The following is a 24092-nucleotide window of genomic DNA, read 5'->3' as shown; positions in this document are numbered from 1 at the left end:
AGCTTCTCCTTCCTCAACGATCTTCGAAGCTCTTGACAGCATCGTCTATGCTCAGACTCCCGGCTTCAATATCTTTAAACAATTGTTCAAAATCATCTTCTGTCCGGGATGCCGGAACAGGCGGCTGTACGTCCAGTTTGCTCATGATGAATTGAGACAGCGCATGCACGGTCGTGTAGGAGAAGAGATGAATTAACTTCATTTTTCCTGGATAGGCCTCTTCCAGCAGTGCAAACAGCCTGTTCAGCAAAATGGAATCTCCACCCAGATCAAAGAAGCTGTCATGAATATCCAGTTCCTCAAAACCAAGCACTTCGTGATACATACTCGCAATCTGACGCTCAATGCTGTTGTAATCCTCGCCTTCTTTACCCTTAAGTTCTACCTGAGTGTTTGCAGAAGATTTACTTTTCTTCGTTGTTACTATCGTTGTCTGCCTAAGCTCTTCCTGCTTCTCGGCCTCCTTCAGTCTCTCCGTCATCTCTTCGGAGAAACGAAACGGAAACTTGTGCAGCAGCGCCTTGGCAAAGCGTGGATGGTAAGTGAACTCCCCAATTAATACGCGTGAGACTTCCTTCTGAAGTGCCCTCATAAATCCGGCAACTGCCTGTTCTGTCGGAAGCGCCTTGGTGATGGCATCTACATTAAATCCGTAGTCGACCGACATACCGGCTTCTTTCCACGAAGACCAGTTGATGGACAACGTTTTTAGCCCGCTTTTGCTGCGAGCATTGGCCAGTGCATCCAGATAGGCATTAGCAGCGGAGTAATCTCCCTGCCCCACCTCACTAGACAGCGAGAGTCCGGATGAGAAGAAAACGAGGAAATCCAGCTGGTCCTGTCGGGTCAACTGATCTATAATCCAGGCCCCATGCACTTTGGGATGTAATACTTCGTCAAAGATTTCCCGCGTCTTACGAATCAGATATCCTACAGCCGGCACACCTGCACCGTGGATTACCCCCGTAATCTTCCCGTATCTGTCTCTGACATCCGCCAGTACACTCTGCATCGCTTCGTAATCTGCTGTATCCGCCGCATAACAGGAAATCTCTGATCCCTGCTGTTCAATTTCCAGAAAGTTCCGCAAACGGGCAGCCATCTTAAGATCCAATGTCGGGTCCTCAAGGAGCATCTCCCATTCTGTTCTTGGCGGAATCGGCTTGCGCCCCAGCAGAACTAGTTTTACTTTGGCCTGCGAAGCAAAAAATTTGGCCATCTCCTGTCCAATTCCACCTGTACCACCAGTAATGACGTATACCCCGTTTTCCTGGATAAACACAGGTGAATCTGCTAGATCATCAGTCGGTACTTCGCCAAGCACCTCAATATACCGTATGCCCCCTCGATATGCCGAGGTATAACTCTGATCCTGTGAACCCATCTCACGAAAAAGCACCTCTGTCCCGGTATTCTCATCCAGGTCAATGCTTCGACAAGTGATATGCGGATACTCCAGAGCAAGCACTTTGCCCAGTCCCGTCAAAGAAGCCGTATCCGGGGAAAGCCGTGATTCTTCGCTGGTTACTTCGTAAAGCAGCTCCGAAACCAGCATCATGTTTAAGGCATTGTCATTTCCATGTTCAATGAGTGCACGAATGAGATGAAACAAGCTGTATACGCCTCTTTGCTGCCGCTGCTCCAGCTCCTGTATCGTACGAACCTCAGAAGACGTCGATGTAGCAAACAGATGAACAATATCACTCACAGCCGTCTCACCCAGAGCGGTAAAAAGTGCTCCAAAATCCTCCTCTGAGCCGTTTACTGTATATGTCCCGTCCTTTTCACGATGAAAAGATTCACCGAAGTTAACTTCAATGACACGACGCCCTGAAGTTTGAAGGAATTCCGTTAATTCACTCCCCCGTCGCCCCTCATCCTTCAGGATCAGTACTGCTCCTGAACTTTGCTGGCTTCCTGCCTCCGGCATGTCTGCCTTGCGCCAGTTCATCCGGTAGAAACGTGCTGACCACGGTTCATTTAAGGTGATATCGTCCATCCTTACTGACCCGGCACGCGCACCTTCTGGAACTTCAAACCAGCAGCGAGTTCGGGTAAAAGGGTATGTCGGCAGACTTGTTTTTCGCAGCCCTGCTTCGGTATACAAAAGCTCCCAATTCAGATCAACGCCTTGAACATACTGCACTCCGATTCGATCCATTATATCTGAAGCAGATGCCAGCCCTTTCCCTATTTTGGAGAGCTCCGGGTTCAGACTGGTTATTTCCAGCGAATCGGTGCAGTCAGCTTCACTGCTTCCAGGTTTATGATAGCCGTAATAGATACCCGGGCTTCCAATTCCCGAGGAACTTCCTGAGGGATCACCTTTCGTAACCCTTCCAATTTTCCCCTCTGTTGCGTTCGCCAAGAGACGCTCTGCCTCCATCAGCCGAAGCTGCAGCTGGCCTGCGTTCTGACCCAAAACCAGCAGCCGGTATGCATAGTGGCCTCTTCCCGTGTTCGCGGTATAACAGATGGAAGATAGCTCGGAAGGAGCGGCTGCTGACAGCACATCCACATATTGCTTGATCAGAATGCGCAGAGCTTCCTCCGTTTTGGCTGATACCGTTAAGAGATGCTCTCCATAAATCACCGGATCAAATAATGCTGCAGACGGCGCCTCCTCCAGTACAATGTGACAATTGGTGCCGCTGATTCCAAATGCACTTACACCACTGCGGCGCGGCGTGTTTTCTGCCCCCCAATGCCGTAAACGGGCGTTCACATAAACAGGAGAAGCAGCAAAATCAATAGAACGATTCGGTCTGTGAAAATGTTTGGAAGCAGGAATCTGCTTGTTACGCAGGGAAAGTGCCGACTTAATCAGTCCGATCACTCCCGCTGCCTCTGAAAGATGACCAATATTGGTTTTGACCGAACCAATTCCGCAAAATTGCCGCTTCGTGGTGTGACGACGGAAAGCTTGCTCTATCCCCTGTACCTCAAGCGGATCACCCAGCATCGTGCCGCTGCCGTGTGTTTCAATATAAGAAACCGTTTCGGGTTCAATACCAGCATCAGCCCAGGCCTGCAATATAGCTTCAGTCTGCGCTTCCGGATTCGGAGCCGCAATACTGATTGATTTACCATCCTGATTCACACCGTACCCTTTGATGACCGCATAAATCTGATCCCGATCTTCCAGTGCTTTCTCCAGTGGTTTTAGCAGAACGACTCCTGCCCCTTCACCGATACCTGATCCATCCGAATCATCATCAAACGCTTTCGTCCGCCAGTCTGTAGATTCAATGCCAATCTTGATGTGATCACTCTTCAGAGGCACAAGATTGATTTTGATCCCGCCTACCAGTGCTTGATCACACTGACCCTCTTTAATGGCTTGGCAAGCGAGTGTAACTGCCACAAGAGAGGAAGAACACGACGTATCCACCACCATACTCGGCCCTTTCAGATCCAGCAAAAAAGACAGCCGGCCTGCGGCCACAGATGCCAGATTACCGACCAGGGAATAAGCGAAGCTTTCCGGTTCTGCATCATAAATAAAGCGTGAGTACAAGTCCCTTATATTATTGGAGAGCCCCAGATACACTCCTGTTCGGCTGCCTGCAAGTTTCCCGCCACCATATCCTGCATCTTCCATTGCCTTCCAGGCTGTTTCAAGAAATAATCTGTGATTGGGGTCTGTGAGACTAGCCTCCTTGGGAGACATTTTGAAATAGGCATAGTCGAATTTGTCAATCTCATCCAGATAGGCATTCTCATTAAAAGCAATCTCATCCGGATTCATGCCCAGATACTCCAGATACGAATGGATATCCGGTCTTCTGGATTCCGGAAAGGAACGGATGCTGTCCGTTCCACTGATCATATTGTTCCAGAATTCTCCCGGCGAGTCGGCCTGAGGCAGTTTTAAGGCCATGCCTACAATGGCAATGTCCTTGGCTCCCTTCACGGACCCGGATGCCTTGCAGGTATCCTCTTCCTGTTTAAGTTTCTGAAGAAGCTGCACCGCAACCGTCTTGTCCAACGTTCCATCCTGCAGATGTTCCATGATGAACTTGTATACATGCTCCATCTCAGTTCTCCTTTACAAGTTAATCAGATTGTTCAGCGCCTGCTGCAGCGTCACATCGCCGCTTTCCATCTGATCGATGACACGCTTCAAATCCTGTTCCATATCTTGCGGCTTCGATTCAGACTGTTCATCCATGAATCGGGCCAGCCGGGTTATATTGGAGTTGGCAAACAGGTCCGTGACTTTGGTCAGACCAGGGAACTGCTGATCAATCCGGGCATGAACCTGCATGAGAACGATAGAGTCAGCTCCCATCTCAAAGAAGCTGTCTCCCACGTGGATCTCCTGAAAACCCAGCATGGTCTGACAGATGGATGCAAGGGCCCGCTCGGTTGCGGTATAAGCACCATCCACTTTTCCGATTAACGTCACTTCTCCCTTGACATGGGTTTGCAGTGTAGATGCGGCGCGTTTGCTTTCCAGCTGTTTGATCCGTTGATCCAGCTGTAGACGAATATTGGATGAAAGGTCAAATGGACTTTTCGCCAGTGAAGAGATCAGCTGACCTCCAAAATGAATCTCTCCGACCAATACTCGCTTCACCGTTGGTTGCTGCATGACACGAGCCAACTGTCGTATCGCCTGTGTCGTTGGCATGGCTTTGAACAGCGTATCTACAGCAAAACCATGGTCAGCAGACATCCCCGTCTCTTTCCACGTAGACCATTGCACGGTTAATGTGCGTTTGCCAAGTTTGGTTCTGTAATCGGCATAAGCATCCAGATAAGCATTGGCTGCAATATAATCCGCTTGACCTGGTGCACTGAAAATGGAAGCAATGGACGAGTACAGCACCATGAAATCCAGTTGATCCTGCCGGGTAAGCTGATCCAGCACCCATGTCCCGTATACTTTCGGATAAAATACTTCATTGAACCCGGCCTGCGAGCGATTGATAATCAGTTCTGAGCTTCCCACACCTGCTCCGTGAACAATCCCTCTGATCTTCCCGTATTTGTCCCGCAGTTGGTCCAGAAGCACACGCATCGAATCCAGATCGGATACATCTGCAGCATAACAGCTGACATCGTGTCCCCGACTTTCGAGTTCACGAATGGTCGTAATCTGGTGTATCACCTTCAGGTTATCCTGTGCTCCCACGACTGCATCCCATTGCTCGCGTGCGGGCAATGGTGTACGACTGATGAGTGCAAGATTCACCGGTTGACCTGCAGCCATGTATTTGGCTGTCTCCAATCCGATTCCACCTGTACCACCTGTAATCACGTATACGCCATCGTTATCAAACGCAATGTTGGATGGTGCGACTTCTGGTTCCTGAAGCTCCCTGAACTGCTGCACATATCGAACGCCATCCCGGAAGGCGACCTCATAATATGCTGATGGCATGGTTATCTCCTGCATCAACATATCCAGAGGCGTGCCTGCATCCATGTCAATACAGCGGCATTGAATCTGCAAGTTCTCCTTTCCGACGACCCTCCCCATGCCAAACGCCGAGGAAAGCTCCGGCTTGATCTGTTCCCTGCCATTGATGCTGTTGACCTCGCAGGAGATCAAAACCAGATCGACAGGATGTTTCAGGTTACTGGATAACAAGGCTCGAATCCATCGATAGAACGCATATACACGTTCATTGAGTATTGAAGTAAAACTTCCTACATCGGATACAGCATTTTCGGATGGCTCGTCATCACCTGCACCATTCAGGTATACCACTCTCGACACCTGCTCGATGCCTGCCCGCTGCAATGCCTGGGTGTATATTTCAACATCGGATATATCGTGAGTATCTGGAAGTGAGAACAGCGTATCATTCTGATGAATCGAGCAGACATTCAGGCCTGTCTCTTCCATATGTGATACAATCCGGGATGCTGTTGCAGAACCATCGAGAATGACGAGTGTTTTGCCTTCAGCCGGGTCACGCAACGGCGAACCGATTGTTGCATCACTACTTCTTGAGGCAGGCTTCCATACAAGCTCATAGGCTTCAGGTGCTTCATGGACACTCGCAAACGAAGACACCAAAGAAGGCTCGGGAAGATCCACCCAGCATCGTGTGTTGTCATATACATAAAGAGGAAGACTGATTTTACAGATCTCTTCATTTTCATAGAGTAGCTTCCAATCCAGATCACTGCCCGCTGCATACAGGCTACACAACTCCTGCATCAGCTCCACATCAGAGGATTCCAGAAAAAGAGACAGACACGCCTTCCCCTTCCGATTCAATTCAGACTTCTCCTGCCCTGTTAATTCACAGCTCGTAGCATCACTTTTCTCTGTGACGACTTTATGCGTCCCGTAATACAGCTCTTCACTAGTTGACTCGGAATCAAGGCCGGAAACCGCCAGCGATTGCAATTTTCGGAGCAGATCAGAGATATCCGCCACCGCAAAAGCAATGCGATGAACATGCTGCCAGCGACCGGTATTTACGGTATAACATATATTTTTGAGCGAAAGTGTCTGCTGATGTTCAGAAACAAAACGTATATATTGATCGATCATGGCTAACAGAGATTGACGATTCTTGGCGCTCAGCGTGAATATTTCCGCTTTCCTCGGGATGATGCGTTCCTGAATAACAGGAGGTTCTTCAAGCACCAGGTGGCAGTTGGTTCCACTGAAACCAAACGCACTCACACCGCAACGCAGGGGTGCACCATCCCCCTCCCACGCCCTTGCCTTGGTGTTGACATACAGCGGCGAATCCTGAAACGGAATGACTGCATTAGGTTTTTCAAAATGAAGGGTGGGAGGCAGCACCCGGTGCTTCAGCGCCATAGCCGCTTTTACCAGACTGCCCACACCAGCAGCCTCAAACAAATGTCCTACGTTGGATTTTACTGAACTGATGGCAACAAACTGATTCTTATCCGTGTATCGCCGCAAAGCTGTAGTAAGTCCATCCATCTCGATCGGATCACCCAGCTTGGTTGCTGTACCATGAGTCTCCACATAACCGATTGTCGCTGGATCAATTCCAGCATCCTCCCATGCCTTCACAATGACCTCCGTCTGCGCTTCGGGATTGGGGGCAGTGATACCAATGGAGGCGCCATCCTGATTAATGGCACTGCCCTTAATAACCGCATAAACGTTGTCTCTGTCCTCTATTGCTTTGCTCAGCGGTTTCAAAATTACTGCTGCGCTGCCTTCTCCGAGGCCCGAACCGTCTGCATCCTGGTCAAAGGGTCTGGTTAAACCATCCGAAGATTCGATACCTACTTTCAGATAATCGTGATCGAGCGGACTGAGACTGATTCGCGCGCCAGCAACAATGGCCATCTCGCAGTCACCGTTACGCAGAGCCTGACAGGCCAGATGTGTCGCCACAAGGGACGCCGAGCAGGCAGTATCAATCACCATGGTGGGCCCCTTAAGATCCAATGGATAAGCAATGCGAGTAGGCATCATGGCGGTGATGTTGCCGACAATGGACATCGGGTATTGGTAGGGGTCCAAATCGCAGATCATCTTCAGATAGGAATCATTCAAGCTGCTTGCAAAGCCCATGTACACGCCTGTGTTGGTTCCCTCAATTCGTCCGCCGTACCCGGCATCTTCAACCGCATGCCATGACGTCTTCATAAATAAACGCTGGATTGGGTCCGTCAGACCGGCCTCCTTCGGAGAAAGTCTGAAATATTGGTAGTCGAACTGATCAATGTTGTCCAGGAAAGCTCCCTGCAGATACTGCACTTCCTTGTCGGAACCTAATCTGGCATTCATCCATCGGTGATATGCATCCATATCCTTTTTTCGGGCATCTGGAAAATCAACCGTGCAGTCTACGCCGTTCACAACGTTATCCCAGTACTGCTGTGCAGTATCGGCCATCGGCATTTCTGCAGCAATGCCAATAATGGCAATCGCCTCATCTTCCTTCACCATCTGCTTCTTGACCTCTCCCGGCGAAGGGATGTTTGCTGATGCAGCCTGCTTTTCTTTTCCTTGATTCACATGCAGAGACAGTTTGTGAATGGATGTATGTGCAAACAAGTGCGCAATCTTCACTTTACCCGGGAACTCCTCATTCAGCCTTTCGTGCATACGGATCAGCATGATAGAGTTCCCGCCAAGATCAAAAAAGTTATCGTAGATGTTAATCTCCTGATAACCCAGGATTTCACTGTATATGCGGGCGACCTGCTGCTCTGTTTCGGAATAGGCCCCAGCTTCTTTACCTGACAAATCTACAGGACCAGTATGCTTCTCCTGTGATACGGTCCGAGTTGCATGACGCTGTGTTCCTTGATCGGCCAGCTCTGTGCTTTGCTTCACACCAGCCTGCAGTTTGTCAGAAAGCGCAAACGGGAACTGACCGAGTGCAGCCAAATGTTTGCTTCCGTAATTCATTGCCCCGATAAATATGCGTGAGACACTTCTGTTCATCGCTGCTTCCATCGCTTCAATACCGTCCGCTGTAGGAATAGTTCTGAACATCCCATCCACATTAATGCCAAAATCTACGGACATTCCGGTCTCTTTCCATGACACCCAGTTGATTGATAACGTTCTGCGTCCTGTGCTTGAACGCCATGCGGCAAAAGAGTCCAGATAACAATTGGCTGCTGTGTAATCTCCCTGCCCAATCTCACCAATCACCGATATACCGGATGAGAATATCATCATAAAATCCATATCCTGATCCTCTGTCAGCTTCTCCAAAATCCAGGTCCCTTTCACTTTCGGTCCCAGAATCGTCTGAAATTCCTCCCTGCTTTTGCGGTATATAAAGCCATCCCCGGGAATACCTGCACCATGAATAACGCCATGGATGTGTCCATGACGCTCCGTAATGTCCCGAATGACTTGTGCTATCCCCTGCTCATCAGACAGGTCGGCACTGAAATATTCCACAGCAGCACCTGCAGCCTCAAGATCAAGAATACCCTGCATCTTGACACAATGCGGGTTGTCCCCGGCATGAAGCAGGTCCTTCCACTGCTCTCTTGGAGGCAATATCGTTCGTCCGATCAGCGCGAGCTTTACAGACTTGGATGAGCGAGCTAGAAACTTGGCTGTCTCCAGACCAATCCCGCTTGTACCACCTGTAACGAGATATAATCCGCCAAATCTGATCTGGAACGGTACGTTTTCTTTTTCATTCAAATCAATTTCTGTGAATACTTCGGTATACCGTTTTCCATCACGATATGAAACAGCATACGTCTCACCACGGATGCCTCTCTCCCTGCACACATCATCTATAGAAACGGATGTATCTATGTCAACGAACTTGCACTGGATGTGTCCGTATTCTTGCTGAATGACTTTCCCAAGTCCCATCAGCATTGCATTATGAGGGGAAATCCTCTCTTCGTTTCCTGTAACTTGACTGGCATATTCAGCAAGTAGGGTCAACCGAATCTCTTCGGCAAACCCTTTAGCCATGAGTGCCTGGATCAGATACACCGGCGAATAGAAGGCTTCCTTCTGCATGGCCTCAAGTGAATCCAGATCATTGGGATAAGCTGATTTGCCCATCATGGATAAATAGATAATTTCAGTGATATCCCCGTCCGAAAATTCCTCCAGCAGTTCGGTATACATATCCGGTCGGGAGCCGCCAACAGCATACTGATTTGCCGAAATTTGCTCGAATCGTGCCCCCGGTCGCACCTGAATGATTCGGTGACCTTCATTTCTCAATGCCCCGGCGAAATCTTGCTCCCACTCGTTCCCATCTCCAATAATCATGATCGAATTTGTGAACGAATCTGTGGAGATGGCTTCAGCATCAGAGCCTTTATCCTCCACCCATTTCACGGTATGGAAATAATCCTGCAAAGCGGTGGCAGAAGGGTCATGGATGTCAATCCAGCATCGGCTGGGTTCAAACGGGTACGTAGGCAGACTCAGCTTCTGTATCGTTCTTCCTTGATACAGCTGTGCCCAGTCGGCATTAGCTCCCTGGACATAGCTGGAAGCAAGTTCCTCAAGCACTGCCTCATCCCAAACAGAGGGGGCCGCTCCGAGCTGCTTGATTCGCTCCTGTGCTTGTGTGGAATAGCCGCGAACACGGGCCCGCTCTTCTGATACTGTATCCTCAGCCCCTGCAGCATGGACGACTTGTCCACCGATATGCACACCTCGCTGCGCTTTCAGTTGTTCCCAAGGCTGTTCGAGCAGTTGGAGCAGCTCTTCTGTATTTTTCACAACCACAGACATGCGATATTCGTAATGTCCTCTACCGGTTGCTGCTGTATAACAAATGTTCTCAAGCGGAACTTCGGGCATTTCCTTCAGAAAGCCGCGATAACTCTGGATCAGCCGTGTCAATGCCCTCTCTGTCTGGGCTGAACATACAAACAGATGCATGCCGGAAGCAGATGCATCACTGGAATTCTGTAAAGCTGCAGCCTCAGGAGCTTCTTCAAGTACAACGTGGCAGTTGGTACCGCTGAACCCAAAAGCACTCACACCACATCTTCTTGGTACGCCTTCCTCTGTTTCCCACGGCCGAAGTTCTGTGTTCACATACACCGGGGTCTGCTCGAACCGAATGTTGCGGTTAGGTTTGGCAAAGTGAATGGATGGCGGAAGTTTCCGATGTTTCAAAGCCATCACTGCTTTGAGTAGCCCTGTAACTCCTGCACATTCATACAAGTGGCCGATATTGGATTTAACTGAACCTATGGCACAAAATTGTTTCCGTGATGTAAATTGCTCGAAAGCGTTGGTGATCCCCTTAATTTCGATCGGGTCACCAAGTTCGGTTGCTGTACCATGTGCTTCGATATATCGAATGGTCTCCGGGTCGATTCCGGCTTCCTCCCAGGCTTTAATAATCGCTTCCGACTGGGCACGTGGATTCGGAGCAGTAAGCCCAATGGATGTCCCATCCTGATTAGCAGCGGTCCCCTTAATTACGGCATAGATATGGTCCCCATCCTTCAAAGCCTGGCTCAACGGTTTCAACAAAATGGCCGCCACACCTTCACCTACACCCGCTCCATCCGAAGCATCATCAAACGTGCGAGTCTCTCCATCGGAAGATTCGATGCCAAATTGCTCATATTTATTAAAAACAGGCAGCGTATTGACCTTCACTCCACCGGCTATGGCAGCGTCACACTCTCCGCTTCTGATGGATTGGCATGCCATGTGCACCGCTACCAGAGAGGAGGAACATGCCGTGTCCACCACCATACTTGGGCCCTTCAGATTGAGAAGATAGGATATTCTTCCTGCCAGCACAGCAGTCACATTTCCCGTCACCGACATGGATATAGATTCAGGCTCCACATCAGCAATGATATTGGCATAATTGTCCCGGGTACTGCTGTAATACCCTACATATAGTCCGGTATTTGTGCCTGATAAGCGATTTCCCCCATACCCGGCATCTTCCACAGCTTCCCAGGCTGTCTGGAGAAAAATCCGCTGATCCGGGCTCATCAGTGACGCTTCTTTGGGAGTCAGCTTGAAATAGCGGTAATCAAACTTGTCTACCTCCTCCAGATAGGAGCCTTTAATAAAACGAAGCCCGACCTCTTCCTGCTGCTTAAAACGCACGTAGTTGAGAACATCCGCTTGTCTCGCTTCAGGAAATTCCACAATGGAATTTACTTTGTTCTCAATGTTATGCCAGAAGGCCTCCACATGATCCGCCATCGGCATGTGCGCGGATATGCCTACAATGGCAATATCCTCACGCTGATTATGCCTCTGCTGTTTGAGCAGTGTAATCATATCTATCGCTGTCTTTTTATCAATTTTGCCACCGGACGTATTCTCAATAATATATTTAAGCAGCTGTTCCAATGTATCCTCCCCTTACATATCAGATATGTTTTAGTCCTTTGAGCATATCCTCCATGCTGATTGTGCCGTCTTCCAATTGGTCAAAAAGAGAATGGACTTCTTCGTCCAGCCTCGTGACTTCGCTTGAGGCCGCAATATCAGTCTGTTCCTTCTCCCGGGTGCCCTCCGCTTTACCAGCCAGATAAGCACCCAGTCTATGAACTGACGGGTGCTCAAACAGATCCGCCACCACAAGAATGCCCGGATACACCCGATCCAGCTGCGCATACATTTGTTTAATCAAAATAGAATCGGCTCCAAGCTCAAAGAAGCTATCATGGATATCTATTTCACGGAAACCGAGAACAGCTTGGCATACATTCGCAATCTGACGTTCCCACGGGCTGTACTCACCGCCATCTGATCCGATTAATGCAGTCGTTTGCCCTGCTGTCTTTGGTTGCACAACGGGGGCATGTGATCCGGTTGACCGCTTTAACCGTGACTCGATCCAGTTCTCCACTTCAGCAGATCGTCTGAATGGATACTTCCGAATCAGCTGGAGCATGCCGCGGTCTGTGGACATCTGGCCAATGAGTACTCGCTCAACCTGGCGTTCCCACACCTGATCCAGCCAGGAAAGTGCCTCTTCATTTGTCATCGCTTTGAACAAGGTATCCACACCATATCCGGTTGCAGCCGCAGCCCCTGTCTCTTTCCAGGTAGACCAGTTGACTGTCATCGTACCGCTCATTTCACGATTGCGGTACGCCGCATAGGCATCCTGATATGCGTTGGCTGCAACATAATCCGCTTGTCCTGGTCCGCTGAACAGAGTTGCGATCGAAGAAAAAAGAATGAAAAAATCCGGATCATCTATCCGGGTTAACCGATCCACAACCTGCGTTCCCTGTACTTTAGAGCGCCAGACCTGTTCAGCCTCTGTAATCGTTCTGTCTATTAACGGATGATCCCCTCCAATCGCAACGCCAGCGCCATGGATAACTCCAGCGATCCGGCCGTGCTGCTGACGAAGTTCATGAAGCACGGCTTCCATAGATACTTCATCCGCAGCATCGGCCTGGTACACGAGGATCTTGGCTCCGAGTGCTTCCATCTGCTGCACTGACTTTATTTTCTGAATGATGGAATGATTCGAATCGGCAGCAATAATCTGGCCCCATTCCTTACGTGCCGGAAACAAAGTTCGGTTTACGAGAGCCAGTGTAATACCCGGATATCTCTCGGCAAGTTGTTTGCCGACTTCAAGTCCGATGCCCCCCAGTCCGCCGGTAATCAGATACAAACGATCATTGCGAATCGGTTGAGGGCGTTCTGGATACTGAGCAAGATCAAGTACGCCAAACTGCTGCACATACCTTTTTTCACTACGGTACGCTGTACCATAATCCTCACTGTCGTGCTCCAGTTCGGCGAGAACATGTTCAAGCGAGGTCTGTTCATCCACCTGAACAGAACGGCACTGCAGACGTGCATCTTCTTTCCGTGCAGCCTGCCCCAGACCAAACATCAGCGCATGCCGAGGATTAAGTGTCGCCTCCGTACCTGTGACGGCATAGATCGGATCACTCAGCAGTACCAGATCACATGCAGCAGATGAACACACACGCAGCAGATGCTGCAGCAGGTGGAAGAACGTATCAACAGGCTGATTTTTTTGGATATAGATCATTCGTTGAGCATTCAATGTACCCAGATGGAACCCTAACTCTTCCATACTTTCTCGTTCAGGTGATACCGTGTATTGCTCAGGTGTTACACGCGCAAAAGAAGAAGCATGAACCACAGTAATAATAGACTGTCCCTGTTCCTGCAATGCTTCTTTTAAAGGATGGTTCAGGTCCTGTTCATCTACAAAGAGAATCACGGGTCCCTCCGGTTTCTTCCGATTCGTATTACGTTCCGGATCGTGACTCCAGCGCATCTCGTAATGATGTACGTCTTCTATTCCGGCAGTGCCGGAGTCAGAGTTGGAATCAACTTGAGTTTGACGCGAACCAAGGTCAATCCAGCAGCGGTGAGCGTCAAAGGCATACGTCGGAATACTGATCCGTCGCACCTCTTCACCTGAATAAAGGTTTGTCCAGTTCACCTCGCCGCCGTCCAGATATGTTCTGCAGTGTACGCCCAAATAGAGGTGATCTGCCATCGGAACAGCTGCTTCCTGAAGTGATTTCCTATCATTTCCTTTCAGCTCCACTAACTGGGCAAGCAGATCCTCTTTGCTTGAAACAATGAGAATGATCCGATGTTCATAATGATTCCTGGACGTGCCAGCTGTATAACAAATATTGGCCAGCGTATGCGGGGTGCTGCTCAGAAAATTTATATATTTGGAGATATACTTTTGCAAGGATGAAGGTGTTTTGGCTGAAAGAGGAAAGGGATACTCACGTTTTGCCGTCTCCGTCTCCATTTCCTGAACCTGATCATGCCGGAACTCTTCGGCCTGTTCCACAATGACATGACAGTTCGTGCCACTGAACCCGAATGCACTAATACCCATACGAATCGGCTCTTCACCAGAAAGCCATGATCGGCTGCGTGTATTCACATACACAGGTGTACCGCTAAAATCAATATTTCGATTCGGACGATCAAAATGCTGTATCGCAGGTAATATTCCTTTTTTCAGAGACATAACTGCTTTCACCAGTCCAGTGATGCCTGCACTTTCATAGAGATGCCCGATATTTGATTTCACAGAACCAATGGCACAAAATTGCTTCTTGTCGGTGTACTGTGCGAAGGCACCTTTAATCCCGTCGACTTCAATTGGATCTCCTAATATCGTTCCAGTGCCATGTGTTTCAATATAATTGATACTTTCCGGATCTACCCCTGCTGCTTTCCAGGCTTTTACGATAACTTCACTCTGTGCTCTGGCATTAGGTGCTGTAATCCCCATGGAGTTTCCATCCTGATTGATTGCACTGCCTTTGATAACCGCATATACCTGATCCTTGTCCCTCAAAGCATCCTGCAGGGATTTCAGCATGACTACTGCTGCCCCTTCGCCTATGCCGGAACCATCGGAACTGTCATCAAAAGGTCTGGTCATGCCATTCGAAGACTCGATGCCCATGCGGTAATATTCTTTATCCAGCGGAAGCACGTTGAGCTTCACACCTCCAGCAAGAGCCATATCACATTCGCCCAGCCGGATCGCATTACAGGCATGATGGACAGCAACAAGAGACGAGGAACAAGCAGTATCTACCACCATACTTGGCCCTCTCAGATCAAGCATATACGATAATCGGCTTGGCAAAATGCAGGACAGATTGCCGGTCACCGAAATCGGAAGGGACTGCGGGTCCACTTCATGTATCATTTCTTTGTACCGATATCCCTCCAGATCGGAGACCAGTCCAACATATACACCTGTATTGCTGCCAGCCAGTTTTTCTTGGGTATATCCGCCGTCCTCCAAAGCTGCCCAAGCCGTTTCCATAAAAATACGCTGTGCTGGATTCATCAAACTTGCTTCCTTTGGAGAAAAACGAAAAAAAGGATAATCAAAGGTATCAATATGGTCCAGATATGACCCATCCAGATACTTAACCTCTTCTGCAGTGCTCATCTTGCGATACACAAAATCATCGGCATCCTGGCGGCGATGTTCCGGCAGATCCCGGGTGCAGTCCAGACCATGCAACAGATTATCCCAGAACTGCTCCGGGTTGTCTGCTAGTGGCATACGGACACTCAGGCCGACAATAGCGATATCTTGTGAACGGATGTGCGATGTAATGGGAGCAGCGGTCTGCTGATCAACCGATTCCATTTGACTTGTGTCTTGAACGTGCAGCTCACTGAAATCCATCAGTTTGTTTTTCATTGGATCACCCCCTCGCTTCCGCTGAACGGAGATTCTCAATCACTTTGTCTAACATCCTGTCATAGGTTCGGAAAAACGTGTGCCATAATGCCGTGCTTAACCTAGGTTGACAATACATTGTTATCAGCAATTTTCTTTTCTCCTGCTGCATTTCACAGATGATGTCAAACTGTTCTTCCAGTGTACTTCTACCTCCGCTGAAATAATCCGCATCACAAAATAAAGGCCTGATGGCATCGTGCCGAGACTTCATGTCTGATCGAATCAAATCCTGAATGTGATATCCCGGCTGCTCATCTACCGAACGCAGCGCCTGTTTTGCTACAGCAAACAGCTCGTTAAAGTTCCCGGCATTCTGTACATCAAGGGATATGGAACTGATATGATTCATCCGATAGATCAATGTAAACACATGGAGCTGCGGACGGCTGCCAATCTCGGTCAGCAGATATGCAAACAGAGACCATAACCATTCCATCGGGGTGATGTCCGCCTGCTCAGAGAGTGTTTTGATCTCACCCAACCGCTCTTTCTCAATGACGAATTCATATCGATTGTCCTGTAAGGTTTGTACGGAATTTTTCATGTAGTCTGGCGGAACAGGATATGCCTCCAGAATCATCCCCTCCTGTTCAGCGATAAATCGAGCCAATCTGGCAATGCTGGGGTAGGCAAACATATTGGTTAACGTAATTTGAGAGGGAAATAACTTTTCGAGTTGATTGTATACTTGGGCAAGCAGCATGGAATCACTACCCAGGTCGAAGAAATTTTTAGTTATTGTGACACCCGCATCCGTTCCCAGTACTTGTTGGAACACATCCAAAATGCTCTCTTCCAGCTGCTGTGCCGGTGTGATCTGGCGTTGGTTCATAGGACACCTCCGTGTAGGTTTGGACTTATTCCATATAACTCGTTAATGTCTGATTAATCATGCTGACGACCCGGTGCATGCTCTTTTCAAACAAATAAAAATGACCTCCCTTGTAGATCCGGGAGGCACTACCTTGTTGCGTAAAATCCCTCCAGTGCTCTGCACTGCCCAAAATATATTCCTCATCATCCGCTCCATTCAGTACAGTAACATCACAATGCAGTTTGAATGGCTCCTCTTCATAGACGTAAGTCTCATTGATCTCCAAGTCTTTGCGCAGGATAGGAATGAACATATCCATGAGCTGCTGATTTTCAAAAAACTCATCCGGTGTCCCTCCCATTTCCTTCATGCGATCAATGAACTGACCGTCAGGCAGGTGATAGTATACATGTTCTTTTTTGTAGTCCGGTGTCTCCCGACCAGAGAAAAACATATGCACAGGTCTCTGAAACTCCTGCTTATGCATTTTGTTGTACAATTCATAAATAATCAGGCTCCCCAGGCTGTGGCCAAACAAAGCATACTTCTCACCTTCTGGCAGATCCTGAGCTATATACTGGAAAACGTCATCCACACTTTGATGAATGCTTTCATACAAAGGTTTGGAAAATTTCAGTCCTCTGCCTGCCAATTCAACAGGAGTGAGTATAACGCTTTCGGACAAACCTTTTCTCCATTTTTGATAGATGGATGCCGAGCCCCCTGCATATGGAACACAATAAAGTCTAATCTTGGACATATAATCTCCTCTCGGTTTACAAGATCTCGCCCCATCTGATGGCTGTGGCACAATAATAGGTACCTGCTCCTGCACCAACCATGACTACACGTGCACCTGACCTCAACACACCCTCTTGCACGGCTTCGTTAACTGCAATCGGCAGGCAAGCATTCGACGTATATCCGAATTTCTCCATCGCCATATAGGCTTTTTCCTGAGAAATACCGAGAGAAACGGCCAGTTCACGAATCAGATTGCTGTTCGTTTGTGGGAAGATAAACAGATCCACGTCCCGTATGTCCCATTTTATTCTACGAAGCAGCCGGTTAACGAGCCGCGGAATACCCTTGGCCAGCTGCTCGTACAGATATCTCCCGTTGGACGTATACACAGAAACAGCCCCTTCCTTGATGCGCCCATAATGCACAGGCAGCGTTCCATGTTCGATATTCTCCATCACTTCATGATGCATAATACCATTTATAAAAATGCTGTGACTGGCGTTATCCTCCTCATTCAATACTTGTAAAACAAAAGCTCCTGCACCATCACCCACGCTGGAGCATGCTGAACGATCCTGCCAATTAGTCACCTTGGAGTATGTATCAGCTCCAATGACCAGTACATTATTTATATCTTCCTCCGCCTGAAGGGTATAATACGCATTCATCATGCCATAACTAAAACCGGCACAGCCCGCACGAATATCCAAACAACTGGCCTGATTGGCACCTATCTTCTGTTTTACAAGTGCAGCTGAATGTGGAACCAGACGGTCTGGTGTGAACGTTGCCATGATGATCAGATCAATATCCTCCTGATCCAGTCCAGCTTGCTTAACAGCCCGCTTTCCTGCCTCTGCTGCCAAATCACTGGTATACTCATGCTGCTCTGCGATTCTCCGTTCACGTATGCCGAGATTCTGGTAAATCCAGTCCGCATTAGCGTTAATCCCCATAGCCTCAAGCTCTTGATTCGTCAACACCGTACCCGGCACATACATGCCCATACCTTTGACAATCATTTGTCTCATGTTCGCACCTTCCTTTCCCTGATTGCGAATACCCGATTCTCTGGAGACAACAAAAAAAACAGTTCATCCGCTCCCTTGCGCTTCACTGCCATCGACATATTTTATTCAGTTTTAAGTTAGAATCGTTACCCTGTACATAGCTTCGCCCAGTTGAAACACACTATAATGTGTATTTTATCATAAAAAGAAGTATGACCCCTTTGGTTACAAAATGTGCCTAAGCTTCATTTTGCTCCTCCAGTTTTGTACGGTTACAGATTACAAAATTACTTTCTCATATGACTTGCGTATAAAATATCAACACCTAAATCAATAAGTCGAGGTTCTTGATCTCCTGTTAGCTGAAGCCAGATTTTAGCTCTGCGCGTATGTCGGTCAATTTTTTTAATAATACCCTCATGGCCCCTCAAGGGACCGTCGAGCACAACAACTGTGGTATTTTCCATATAAACGGTTGAATAATCGATGATGTCTTCCGGATTAACAAGATTTAGCAGCGTTGTCATTTCATGATCCGGGATCGGAGTGCAGCTTGCATTGGTTCCCAACATCTTGATGATATGAGGTATGGAGCAGATCAAGTGGTAAGTTTCGGCGGTCATATTGACTTGGATAAGTACATAACCAGGGAAGACTTTTTTGGTAGAGGATTTAAAAATACCCGATTTCTTCTCCGGGACTTTTCTCTTGGGGATTAGAACACGAATGGATGTTCCCAGATACATATGTAGGTATCTCCTAATGACTTCTTCGCTTCCTGTATGCACGAATAATGCGTACCAGTTCATCGCGTCATCCTTTGATTTGCAGAGTAGTCGAACAGAAGAATACATAATCCAGAAAGAACTCTACACTTCAATCCATGTATTTTTTTGTAATTATTTAATTATTGATATCTTAACCCATGAATTATTGGATCGTCAATGCTATTGTTGCATTTTTTTGTAATTTAATCTTTTAATTTACATAAATATCTCTTGTTCTGTCAGATCCCTCTGGCCTCTTCTTCCCAAATAGATAAAAAATCACCTGCATCCCGAAATTTCGCAGGTGATTTTTTACGTTTTTATTTTTTTTATTCAAACAGATCCAGTCGCAGACGTTTCAAGCTGGTGTGCTGAATGCGCCACTGTCCATCGATTTTGACAAATGTTTCGTGATAATGCCCAAACCCATGAAAGGATTTGTTGTCATTGCCTTCAGGGAATGTCACCCAGTCCTCCATCGGAGAAATCACCTTTGCTTCGGTCGCGGATACGAACTCCACTTCCGCACTATGTACATGATGCACAGTTACCGCCGGGTCTACAAGTTCACGGAACACTTGTACAATGGTGTCACGTCCATTCAAAACCGGAATTGGATTGCCTTCCGTACTGAAGTCCGCAACAGCATCGGGGGCAAATACATCACCCAACTCATCCCATGCTTTCGTATCAATATAGCGGCAGTAACGCGCCTTGGTATTTCTAATATTTTCGATTGCCAGCAGCTGCTCCAGTTCCGTCATCGTTGTCGTTTGGCTCATGTGTTTCCCTCCAGAGATGTAAATATGATTAAGTATGTATATATAGTATCTTCCTTATTGTAACATTGCCCTTCTGTCAGGCACAACGCCACCCCAAGTGAGAAATTCAAAACCATTACCCAATCTTACTGGAATAAAAACATACCAGAGCCACACTAGAGCAACAAAGACTATAGTGAATGAGCTTCCCTCATCTGGGATGCCAGCTCGGACATTTTTTTATGATGCAGGAAACTTTCCATCTCTTCCTCCGCCTGAACCATGACCTGCTGGATCAGACATGATGCATTATGATTTTGCGAGCATTCAAATAAGGAAGCCTTGCCTTCGATGGCATGAATAATTTCAAGAAAAGAAGGATCAGGATTCTTGCGACTCAACCGATAACCGCCATTGGCACCGGATGTGGATTCAATCATGCCTGCTTTGACCAATTTGGTTAATATTTTCGAAAGGTAGGTAGGAGATACTTTCTGAAACTCAGCCAGTTGATGCACGCTGATTAGTTGCTCAGGCGCAGTGCTAACCAGATATAACATCGTATGCAGAGCATAGTTTGTTGCTTTGGAATATTTCATGAGAAGTCACCTCATATATACGGATTTAATTTATCCATAATAGACCTGATTAAAGGCTCTGTCAAACGAATGCACATGAAAGTCGGCAAGGCAGATGGCCTGCTGGAAGTTTGCTTCATCGATTTATCTTCCTTACTTATGATACAACCCTCGGTAATCGGTAGGTGTCATGCCCTCATGTGCCATAAACTGACGGTTAAAATAGCTGGCATTGGGATACCCCGCTTCCTCCGCAATCTGCCCAATGTTCGCCGACGGTCGTTCAAGAAGCCATTGCTTCGCCATCTGCAACCGTGACCGGGTAATAAACTCCATCGGAGTCATCTCGACGGCATTTTTGAATATTTTGCAAAAATAATATGTGCTTACCCCTGCGCGATCCGCCCAGTCCTGTAATAGAAAAGGCTCACACGCCTCCTGCTGCATCTGCGGTAAAAGTGAAAGCACCCGGCTCTCCGTTTTGCTTGTGTTACGTGTGTTCTTAAGCGGCACGGCATGCTGTACGAATTCCGCCAGCAAAGCATAGGTCAACGTGGATAACTGGGCTGGACGAAGCATCCTGTTCTGCTCCGCCTCTTCAAGCAGCGCCAGATGAGCTTCTTCCCAGGAAGTACGCTGTCTCAGCGTCCATAACAGATTACGGTGCAAGCCCCGCTCCAGCATATAATCATGCAGCCGTTCTCCGTAAAAATGAACCCAGCGTACGTCCCACGGCTCATCTTCGCTACTATAATAATGCTGCCGCTGATGAGGAAAATAAAGCACCGCTTGACCCGCCCGAAGCTCATGCACCACACCATCTACTTCCATATATCCTTTGCCTGCCGCAACATAGTGAATGTTGAAATTATTGAGGACCCCTGCCTCCCGTAATACGGCGTGCTGTGCATGATTCGTATAATGTCCTACAGATTCCGGGTAACAGAAATAAGGGATATCCTGCAGGGTCAGCAATACCGTTTGTCTCATCATGACAATTCACTCCATTAAACAATATTGTGTTAATGATATTCAATATATTATCATTTTAATTCACTCATCTATTTATTATAATCACAATATACATTCAAATACAGGAGGAAACAAGTTATGAATTCTGTTCAAAAGTTACGCTGGGGTATCCTTGGCAGCGCCAACATTGCAATAGGTTCCGTCATTCCTGGATTACAGCAATCGGAATTAAACGAAGTTACCGCTATTGCCAGCCGGGACTTCGATAAAGCACAGCAAACTGCTGATAAACTTAGTATTGAAAAGGCTTACGGTAGCTATGAAGCAATCTTGGAAGATGATTCAATTGATGCCGTTTACATTCCACTACCGAATCATCTGCACCGGGAATGGACGATCCGCGCAGCACAAGCTGGAAAACACATTTTATGCGAAAAACCACTTGCTCTTACGGAAAAAGAAGCACTAGAGATGGTTCAGGCGTGTGCGGATGCGGGTGTGCATCTGGCTGAAGCTTTCATGTACCGTCATCACCCGCGTTATGACCAGATTCGAGAAATCATCTCCAGCGGCGAGATTGGTGAAATTCGCGGCATTCACAGTACGTTTTCGTTTAACAATTCCGGTTCATCCGGCAACGTACGTTTCCGCAAAGAATGGGGCGGCGGCGCGCTGTACGATATCGGCTGTTACTCCATCAGTGCTGCTCGTCTCCTGCTGGGACAGGAGCCAAAAGCGGTAACTGTCATTGGCATGTTCTCCCCGGAGCATGATCAGGTAGATATGATGGCTTCCGGATTACTTGAATTCGATAATCATGTTGGCGTTACATTCGACAGCAGTATGTGGGCAGCTTTTCGTAATACGCTAGAGGTGCTTGGATCTGACGGTATTATTGAAGTACCTTCGGCTTATATTGCGAATCCGGACAACAGCTCTAACTTCTACGTTACTGCAGGTGGTGAGCGTCGGGAGGTTGAAGTGCAGCAGGTGAATCATTACGCGCTGCAAGGAGATGATATGGCTCGTGCGGTGCTTCAGGGTAAAGAGTTACGTTTCGCTCCTTCCGATGCGGCAGCCAATATGAAAGTACTCGAAGCTTGTCTTCGCTCCGCAGAAGAACGTACACGAATCACACTATAAGGCAAGGACTAGATACAACATATAGCAGCTTCATGCTGATTCTAAATTCTGACTTTTTATTCGAATGAACACTCCAAAATGAATTTCACCTTATATATGAGAGGATGGTTTATCTATGGAATATATTGAAATCGCCGGTGCTGGCAAAAAAGTCTCCCGATTAATCAAAGGAACAGACTATTTCTTCCATGATACCTATGAAAAAGCTGCGACAAATCTGGATGCATTCCTGGCTATTGGCGGCAATACGGTAGATACAGCGCACATCTATTGCGGCGGACAGAGCGAAGAGGTTCTGGGACGTTACATGAAGGAACGTGCCAATCGCGACCAGATGGTCATCCTCACTAAAGGGGCACACCATGACCAAAACGGCCCTCGCGTCAATGCCGATGCCATTCGCAGTGACCTGACCGAAAGTCTGGAGCGGTTGCAGACGGATCATGTTGAACTTTATGCATTGCATCGGGACGATCCCAACATGCCTGTGGCTGCCATTCTGGAGGCACTGAACGAACATGTCGAGTCTGGCAAAATCGGCGCCCTTGGCGCCTCCAACTGGACCTGGCAGCGGTTAGAAGAAGCTAACACTTATGCCGCCTCCCATGGTCTCAAAGGATTCACGTTCAGCAGCCCGAACCTCAGTCTCGCCAAAGCAAACGAGCCGTTCTGGGCAGGCTGTGTATCTGCAGATGCCGAAACGCTCGCATGGCATGAGCAGAGCAGGCTGCCGCTCCTGTCCTGGTCTTCCCAGGCTCGCGGTTTCTTCACCGGACGTTTCACGCCTGAAGTACGCGACAATGCTGATCTTGTGCGTGTATTCTACAGTGATGGCAACTGGGAACGACTGCGCCGTGCCGGGGAATTGGCTGAATCCAAAAATACAACGGCGATTCAGATTGCCTTGGCGTATGTATTGAATCAATCCTTCCCAACCTGCGCATTGATCGGGGCACAAAATCAGGCAGAATTGCTTTCCTGTGACGAAGGCTCGCGCATTACGCTGACTTCGGAAGAGATTGCCTGGATCGATCTGGCGAGTGATGTTAAACCAGCAGGTGTCTGAAGATATTGTCCTGAAATTCTAAACTTGCTAAATGCAAAGAAAAAATCTTTAAATAAACCACAAATATCAAGCTAAAAAACGGGATCAAGGTAACGGAATTTCCGCTTTGTCCCGTTTTTTTGATAGCTGTGCAACTGAACTAATGGAGAGACGCCAGATAAACAACGTGCTCCAAGCAGTTGAACATTAGCTTGGGCCTGCTGTTTTTGGCAATATCACCTCACAATCGCACACGCACACGCACACGCACACGCACACGCACACGCACACGCACACGCACACGCACACGCACACGCACACGCACACGCACACGCACACGCACACGCACACGTCGCAAAGTATACTTTCTCACTAATCCACCGTAAATCCATCATTGGTACCCACTTGGAACCAGCATTTGCAGCCAAAAGACATACGCCAAATTTCTAACGATCTCAGATGACGCTATTTCGCCTATTTTAGCCTGTTCTCAATTCTAACGATCACGAGAAACGCTATTTTCCCATCTCACCCTCAAATTCGGTCTTTTAGAGGCAATTTTGGGGAAATAACGTCGCTGGTGATCGTTAGATTTCTCAGAC

General features: G+C 47.9%; 13 protein-coding genes. 2 read left to right on the top strand and 11 right to left on the bottom strand.

Annotation, left to right across the window (positions count from 1 at the left end; translation table 11 throughout):
• Positions 1–13: 13 nt before the first annotated feature.
• The 10 genes from ACR8BL_RS20760 to ACR8BL_RS20715 all read right to left on the bottom strand — a co-directional run bounded on the left by ACR8BL_RS20760 (position 14) and on the right by ACR8BL_RS20715 (position 21323).
• On the bottom strand, positions 14–4036 hold the full coding sequence (locus ACR8BL_RS20760; protein WP_434749321.1) for an SDR family NAD(P)-dependent oxidoreductase: 4023 nt from the start codon (positions 4034–4036) through the stop codon (positions 14–16).
• Positions 4037–4048: 12 nt separating this feature from the next.
• A complete protein-coding gene (locus tag ACR8BL_RS20755; protein WP_434749320.1) occupies positions 4049–11773 on the bottom strand; it encodes an SDR family NAD(P)-dependent oxidoreductase in 7725 nt (2574 codons plus the stop codon).
• A gap of 19 nt (positions 11774–11792) precedes the next feature.
• Entirely contained in the window at positions 11793–15614 is a 3822-nt protein-coding gene (locus tag ACR8BL_RS20750; RefSeq protein ID WP_434749319.1) for a beta-ketoacyl synthase N-terminal-like domain-containing protein, read from the bottom strand.
• 4 nt (positions 15615–15618) lie between these two features.
• Entirely contained in the window at positions 15619–16488 is an 870-nt protein-coding gene (locus ACR8BL_RS20745) for an acyl carrier protein (RefSeq protein ID WP_434749318.1), read from the bottom strand.
• A 25-nt stretch (positions 16489–16513) separates the two neighbouring features.
• Positions 16514–17230: a thioesterase II family protein gene (locus tag ACR8BL_RS20740; RefSeq protein WP_434749317.1), complete on the bottom strand. Its 717-nt coding sequence runs from the start codon at positions 17228–17230 to the stop codon at positions 16514–16516.
• Between the two features lie 16 nt (positions 17231–17246).
• Positions 17247–18245, bottom strand: coding sequence for a 3-oxoacyl-ACP synthase III family protein (locus ACR8BL_RS20735; RefSeq protein ID WP_434749316.1), 999 nt, complete (start codon positions 18243–18245; stop codon positions 17247–17249).
• 266 nt (positions 18246–18511) lie between these two features.
• Entirely contained in the window at positions 18512–19033 is a 522-nt protein-coding gene (loaP, locus tag ACR8BL_RS20730) for an antiterminator LoaP (protein ID WP_434749315.1), read from the bottom strand.
• A 287-nt stretch (positions 19034–19320) separates the two neighbouring features.
• Positions 19321–19773 carry a nuclear transport factor 2 family protein gene (locus ACR8BL_RS20725; RefSeq protein ID WP_434749314.1) on the bottom strand — a complete coding sequence of 151 codons (453 nt, stop codon included), beginning with the start codon at positions 19771–19773 and terminating at the stop codon, positions 19321–19323.
• A gap of 170 nt (positions 19774–19943) precedes the next feature.
• A complete protein-coding gene (locus ACR8BL_RS20720) occupies positions 19944–20351 on the bottom strand; it encodes an RrF2 family transcriptional regulator (RefSeq protein WP_434749313.1) in 408 nt (135 codons plus the stop codon).
• Positions 20352–20483: 132 nt separating this feature from the next.
• Positions 20484–21323 (bottom strand): AraC family transcriptional regulator, encoded by an 840-nt coding sequence (locus tag ACR8BL_RS20715; RefSeq protein WP_434749312.1) that lies wholly within the window; start codon positions 21321–21323, stop codon positions 20484–20486.
• A gap of 117 nt (positions 21324–21440) precedes the next feature.
• Here ACR8BL_RS20715 and ACR8BL_RS20710 point away from each other — a divergent pair, with 117 nt between their 5' ends.
• Complete coding sequence (locus tag ACR8BL_RS20710) at positions 21441–22445, top strand: Gfo/Idh/MocA family protein (RefSeq protein WP_434749311.1); 1005 nt, start codon at positions 21441–21443, stop codon at positions 22443–22445.
• Between the two features lie 115 nt (positions 22446–22560).
• Entirely contained in the window at positions 22561–23511 is a 951-nt protein-coding gene (locus tag ACR8BL_RS20705; RefSeq protein ID WP_434749310.1) for an aldo/keto reductase, read from the top strand.
• A 220-nt stretch (positions 23512–23731) separates the two neighbouring features.
• Here the strand turns inward: ACR8BL_RS20705 and ACR8BL_RS20700 are convergent, their stop codons facing one another.
• On the bottom strand, positions 23732–23863 hold the full coding sequence (locus ACR8BL_RS20700) for a hypothetical protein (protein ID WP_434749309.1): 132 nt from the start codon (positions 23861–23863) through the stop codon (positions 23732–23734).
• Positions 23864–24092: the final 229 nt, after the last annotated feature.

It is taken from the genome of Paenibacillus amylolyticus (assembly GCF_051136285.1).
GTDB lineage: Bacteria > Bacillota > Bacilli > Paenibacillales > Paenibacillaceae > Paenibacillus > Paenibacillus amylolyticus_F.
This window is presented reverse-complemented; position numbering and strand designations above follow the sequence as displayed.

What these genes read in the sequence shown, in the direction of transcription:
- ACR8BL_RS20720 (WP_434749313.1), bottom strand. Translation starts at nt 20,351, where the DNA reads ATGAAATATTCCAAAGCAACAAACTATGCTCTGCATACGATGTTATAT.
- ACR8BL_RS20750 (WP_434749319.1), bottom strand. Translation starts at nt 15,614, where the DNA reads ATGAAAAACAAACTGATGGATTTCAGTGAGCTGCACGTTCAAGACACA.
- ACR8BL_RS20710 (WP_434749311.1), top strand. Translation starts at nt 21,441, where the DNA reads ATGAATTCTGTTCAAAAGTTACGCTGGGGTATCCTTGGCAGCGCCAAC.
- ACR8BL_RS20715 (WP_434749312.1), bottom strand. Translation starts at nt 21,323, where the DNA reads ATGATGAGACAAACGGTATTGCTGACCCTGCAGGATATCCCTTATTTC.
- ACR8BL_RS20705 (WP_434749310.1), top strand. Translation starts at nt 22,561, where the DNA reads ATGGAATATATTGAAATCGCCGGTGCTGGCAAAAAAGTCTCCCGATTA.
- ACR8BL_RS20745 (WP_434749318.1), bottom strand. Translation starts at nt 16,488, where the DNA reads ATGAACCAACGCCAGATCACACCGGCACAGCAGCTGGAAGAGAGCATT.
- ACR8BL_RS20760 (WP_434749321.1), bottom strand. Translation starts at nt 4,036, where the DNA reads ATGGAGCATGTATACAAGTTCATCATGGAACATCTGCAGGATGGAACG.
- ACR8BL_RS20735 (WP_434749316.1), bottom strand. Translation starts at nt 18,245, where the DNA reads ATGAGACAAATGATTGTCAAAGGTATGGGCATGTATGTGCCGGGTACG.
- ACR8BL_RS20725 (WP_434749314.1), bottom strand. Translation starts at nt 19,773, where the DNA reads ATGAGCCAAACGACAACGATGACGGAACTGGAGCAGCTGCTGGCAATC.
- loaP (WP_434749315.1), bottom strand. Translation starts at nt 19,033, where the DNA reads ATGAACTGGTACGCATTATTCGTGCATACAGGAAGCGAAGAAGTCATT.
- ACR8BL_RS20740 (WP_434749317.1), bottom strand. Translation starts at nt 17,230, where the DNA reads ATGTCCAAGATTAGACTTTATTGTGTTCCATATGCAGGGGGCTCGGCA.